Source organism: Cupriavidus sp. 05T313 (genome assembly GCF_056396665.1).
The window spans coordinates 1-5,150 of record NZ_JBFTLX010000367.1; the positions used below are offsets into that span (position 1 = coordinate 1).

Consider the following 5,150-nt stretch of genomic DNA (forward strand, 5'->3'; position numbering starts at 1 on the left):
ATCCAGTTCTTTTTGATCCAGTTCTTTTTGCAGCGATTGCGCTTCACCGTAGTTGCGCCAGATAAAGTAATCGCTACGGGTTTGCATGGCGCCCAGATTGCTGTAAACCTTCGGCAGGGCAGGCACATGGTCACCGTAGAAACACAGAATGGCCTTGCGTTTGCGGTTTGCCAGGTAGTCCGTCAGACGGCCGATCATCGCATCGGCGTTGGCCAGATGCCGCAAATAGGCGGTCAGGTCATCCCACGGCGCACCATCGCCCAGCGAGTGATAACGAGCACCTTCGCCGGCCTCCACCCTTTCAAGGTGGAGTGGCCCGTGGTTCTCCATCGTCATCGCGAAGACAAACGCCGGTTTGTCACCGGCGGACTCCAGTTCCGTAATGATAGCGTCTGCGACCGCGGCATCCGCCACATAAGGTCCGGCGCGCCGGGCGCCGTCGAAATGCCGGATATCCAGGAATCGCTCAAAATGCATTAGCGGGAACACGCGATCGCGGCCGAAGAAGTCCGCGAAATAAGGGTGGATCGCCGACGTGCGATAGGCCGCACGCCGGAACCATCCCGCCAGCGAGGCGCACGGGCGGCGGATAAATGCATAGGGATAGAAGCGCGCATAACCCAGTTCCGCCTCGGGCACGCCCGACAGCATGGCGAACTCCGTGCGCATCGTATTAGCGCCCCATGCCGGCACCCGCAACTCGCCGTACCGGCAAGCGGCCCGGCAAGCGGCGTCGAAATTAGCGAGGATGGCCGGGCGCACGGCAGTTCCCAGGCGGCGGGCATCGAAGAACGATTCGCTCTGGATCACGATTACGTCTGGCCGCACTGCCGGCGCCACGGTCCGGGAGAACGGCCCCGCCGTCAAGGCCGCCCGCAGGCCGCGCGCGGTTCGGGGCCGCAAGCCGTTCAGCAGATATGCCACGAACACCGCAATAAAGCCATGGTGGAGCTGGTCGTCGGACGGCACCAGCGTGAGCGGCAAGCGTGCGGCGAGCACAATGGCAATTGCCAGCGCACCCACGCCGAAAGCCGCCAGTTCCGCATACGTTACGGCGTCGAGTCGGCCGGAGGCGAGGAACGCCCCGACGAACAGCGCCGCCCCGACCGCGATGGCCAGTACCTGCGTCACGCTAAGGAAGGGGAGATACAGGCGGGGATGTCGGAACAACTGGCCAAAAAGGCTCAGGTCGGTGAAAACGAAAGGCTCGCGCAATGACGCATATTTGGCATTGTTGACAATAGCCATTAATGCCGCCAGCGAAAACGCCACTAGCCCGGCAAATGCCGGGCGAGCCGAGATCGCCAGCGTTAGCGTGAAGGTCACGACTAACGCCATCGCATGGATGGCCAGGGCCGCCGCCGGGCGCCGCCATGGCGCGCGCGGGTAGGGCACGGCGATGGCGTCCGGCAGGAAGGAAGCGGCAAGCGCCGCAAAGAAACAAAGCAAAGGCGGCATGTCGGCTAATGCTCCTCCCGCGGAAGATAGGACAGCCGATCCAGGATCGCATCGGCAATCCGCGGCGGCAGCAGCGGGAGCAATCCTATGCCGAAAGCCAGCAAACCGGGGAAAGCAATCTCCGGCCTGTTAGCGGCGAGGCCCGCGCGGATATGGCGCGCCGCTTTTTCAGCGGACCAGAGGAAAGGCTTGTCGCCCGGGAAGACATCGCTCATTGTGGTCTTGACGAAACCGGGGAACACCAGCGACAGATTCACGCCATCTCGTGCCAGCAGCGGGCGGACCGACTCGCCGTATGCCTTAATTGCAGATTTGCTGGCGCAGTATGCGGGGGAGATCGCCATGCCGCGGATTGCGGCCAGGGAGCTGATCATGGCTACCTGGCCACGGCGGCGCTGGCGCATGCGGCCCACGATCGGCAAAACCGTATGCATGGCACCGTAGAAATTTGTGTCGAAAACGTCGCGCGTGCGGGTCAGATCTTCCCAATCCCGGGCTGAGGACAAGGTGCTGGCAACGCCGGCATTGGCGATCAGCAGGTCGATGGGGTGTGCGTCATCGAATTCGTGGAGCCATTGCGACATGGCGGCGGCATCGCGTACATCCAACGCCGCGCTCACCACGGTGGCTCCCGCTGCGCGGCATTGCCCGACGCAGGTAGCAAGGCGGGACGCGTTGCGGCCAATCAGGCCCAGCGTGATGCCCGGGGCGGCATAGGCGAGCGCCATGGCGAGCCCGATGCCAGCGCTGGCGCCGGTGATGACAATATGGCGCGGCACTGCTTTAGCCATGCGCGGTAGCCTCCAGCCGCTTCACCACGCCAGCAGTGGCCATCGCGATGCCGGTGCGGGAATAGAAGTCGCCGTTGATTTGCGTGTGGTGCAGCAGGTAATGCAGGAAGGCCTGGTACAAATTCATGTCAGGACCTTCTGCCTCCAGCCAGAACCTGTCCAACTCACCCTGCCAAGTCATGCCCGCCATGTCATAGATGGCCGTGCCCAGCGTCATTAGCGGGCGGCGATGGTGCAGGGCTGACAATCCCACCGTGCTATTGACCAGTACGACGCCGCGGGCATGGTCGAGCAGCGTGGGTAGGTGGCCCGCGTCGATGAAATCAAAGCGGTCCACCATGTCCAGCGTCTGTGCCAGATGGCGAGAAAATTTGCGATAGTCGATCAGGCCAGTGTCGAGCGGATGGTTCTTGATCAGAAGCCTGGCGTTGCCCGGGGCGTGGCTGGCGAACGAAGTCATGACTTGCTCGATTGCCTGCCGTACGCCCTCGAACGGGGAATGCACCTGGATCTGGGAATCCGAGTTGAGTTGCAGTGGAAATACATAATACGGCCGTTTCGAGCCCAGAAGCCGCTCGGTTATCTCGTGCGCCTCGGTTTTATGGCGCCGTTGCAGCAGCAAGCGGGTCGCCAAGCCCGCGTACTCTCGAAAGCCATTGTGCGGGCGATGGCTGCGGTAGTGCGGGAAGTGTCTCRCGTGCACTACATTGGCGGCGCGGTAGCGGATGTCGTGGAACGCGCGTTCGTAGAGGTTGTAGCCGGTGCTCTGCCCGGGGGGGCTGGGCGGCGTCACGCTGCGGTGGCCGAGGTACCAGTCGGGATCGCGAGGGAGGCGGGAGCGGCCGTTGACGCCATGTTGTTCGAGGGTGAGCCAGTGGGGACGGACGTAGCCTTCTTCGAAGACGTGGATTTTCACGCCCAACTGGTCTGCCGTGCCGTATGCAGCCTGGTGAATTTTCCGACAATCACCAAAAAGCAAAATATCACTAAAATTGCCACACCTGATGGTGTACTCGTACCAATCCGGCAACGATTGTAATGTGTCGGAAAAGTTGCAGGCGACCCCTCTGCCCGAGTATGCGAGGTCACCGCCGCAGAAGTTAACCCGCTGCACCTGATGACCGCGTTCGYGAAGCGCCGCGGACAAGTGGCTGAAGAATGGAGATGCCGTGCCTTGCAGGGCTAGAAAGGAGCGTCGCATCGAAGTTATGAGGGGCTGCAGGCCGGGGTTTGCGACACGGCAGGCACCGGATCTGTCAAATCTGGCGAGATCGCTATGCCACGTCCAAGGATATCGGAGAAGGTTTGAAGGATACCGCAGCGGTTTGGGTTTTGTAAGGAACTGCTTAGCTGATGTTGCAGTTGGGATCCGATTGAAGTGGGCTCGGCAGCCGCACGGATGAAGAGTCGCTATATAATCGGCAGCCATAACCTGGCTTGGTTGCGGGGCGTAGCCGGAAGGCCGATTCCTGCAGATCTGTCCTGTAGAACACAGCACTGGAAACACCCCATTTCTTCGAATTGTCCTGTATCGAGGGCAATTTTGAGTCTGTCGAGCGAGGAAGAATTGCGCGATACCGGCTCGTATAGCTTTGGAAAACACGTTGGATACGGTAATCAAGAACGAAACGGTGCCGCGGGCGACCGGAAGCAAGAGCAGTCTGTGGCAGCGTCTGAAGCGCGTCAATCGACTTTTCCTGTGCACCGTCGTGGTGCCCACCGTCCTGGCGACAGTATACTTTGGCGTCATCGCGTCCGATGTTTACGTCTCAGAATCACGCTTCGTGGTGCGCAGCCCCCAACGGCAAAGCCAGACCAGCGCGCTTGGCGCTCTCCTGCAGGGAACAGGTTTCTCCCGGGCTCAGGATGACACCTATGCGGTGCTCGACTACATGGGATCGCGCGATGCCCTTGGCGAATTGAATCGCGACAACTACATTATTGATGCCTTTGGTAATCATGGTGATTTCCTGAGCCGCTTCCACCGTCAGTTGGACGATAGCTTCGAAGCGCTGTGGAAGTATTACACCAAGCATGTGGTATCCATCGAGTTCGATTCCACCTCGTCGATTACCACGCTGCAGGTGCGCGCCTTCTCGGCCAAGGACTCCATCAGAATCAATGGCTCGCTGCTGGACCTGAGCGAGCGGCTGATCAACCGCATGAATGAGCGTGCCGCTAAGGACATGGTGCAGTTTGCACGGGGCGAAGTGGATGCCGCAGCCGCCAAGGCCAAGGACGCAGCCGCTGCACTGGCCACGTACCGCAAATCCTACACAGTGTTTGATCCGGACCGGCAGTCCGCGCTGCAGTTGCAACAGGTAGCGAACCTCCAGACGCAGCTATTCAATGCGCAGGCCCAACTGATACAGCTGCAATCGATCGCTCCGCAGAATCCGCAGGTTTCGGTGCTGAAGACGAATATCGCGGCGCTGACGAAGCAGATTCAGGAGGCAACGGGTGGTGTTGCCGGCGGCAGGGGGTCACTTTCGGACAAGGCTGCAAGCTACGCTCGCTTGCAACTCGATGCGCAGTTTGCGGAAAAGCAGCTGGCATCAACGATGACCGCTTTGGAAAATGCACGGGCCGAGGCGCAGCGGAAGCAGCTTTACCTCGAACGGCTGGTACAACCGAACGAGCCCGACGTCGCGGTAGAGCCRAAGCGGTTAAAGTCAATCCTAATTGTGCTCGCACTCGGAATGATAGCCTGGGGTGTGCTAAGCCTGCTGATTGCAGGTGTTCGCGAGCACCACGATTGATTTAAGCCCATCTCCTTATACAAAAGTCCAGCGTCCTGACCGGGCGCAGTGCGACCAGAATTTGATGGGACTTGGGCGGGAGGGGTTGTAAACTCGTGCGGATTCGCGTTTACTCCTGGCTTTTTTGAGCGCGAATGAACAA

At 60.3% G+C, this 5,150-nt stretch carries 4 protein-coding genes; 1 reads left to right on the plus strand and 3 read right to left on the minus strand.

The genetic code is table 11. From position 1 onward, the window contains the following. The 3 genes from AC1DKD_RS38875 to AC1DKD_RS38885 form a co-directional block, all read right to left on the minus strand. Positions 1-1,458, minus strand: a 1,458-nt coding sequence (locus tag AC1DKD_RS38875; protein WP_477144529.1) for an LTA synthase family protein, incomplete at its 3' end; no start/stop codon positions are given. A gap of 5 nt (positions 1,459-1,463) precedes the next feature. After that, entirely contained in the window at positions 1,464-2,249 is a 786-nt protein-coding gene (locus tag AC1DKD_RS38880) for an SDR family NAD(P)-dependent oxidoreductase (protein ID WP_477111246.1), read from the minus strand. Then, entirely contained in the window at positions 2,242-3,450 is a 1,209-nt protein-coding gene (locus tag AC1DKD_RS38885; RefSeq protein ID WP_477144530.1) for a capsule biosynthesis protein, read from the minus strand. Before AC1DKD_RS38885 ends, AC1DKD_RS38880 begins: the two co-directional genes overlap by 8 nt. A gap of 403 nt (positions 3,451-3,853) precedes the next feature. On the opposite strand from AC1DKD_RS38885, the gene AC1DKD_RS38890 reads away from it, so the two are divergent. After that, positions 3,854-5,008 (plus strand): KpsE/RkpR family capsule polysaccharide export protein, encoded by a 1,155-nt coding sequence (locus AC1DKD_RS38890; protein ID WP_477111244.1) that lies wholly within the window; start codon positions 3,854-3,856, stop codon positions 5,006-5,008. The last annotated feature ends 142 nt before the right edge of the window (positions 5,009-5,150 follow it).

Bases quoted from the DNA above. Each gene is read 5' to 3' on its own strand.
- AC1DKD_RS38880 (WP_477111246.1), bottom strand. From the start codon at position 2,249: ATGGCTAAAGCAGTGCCGCGCCATATTGTCATCACCGGCGCCAGCGCT.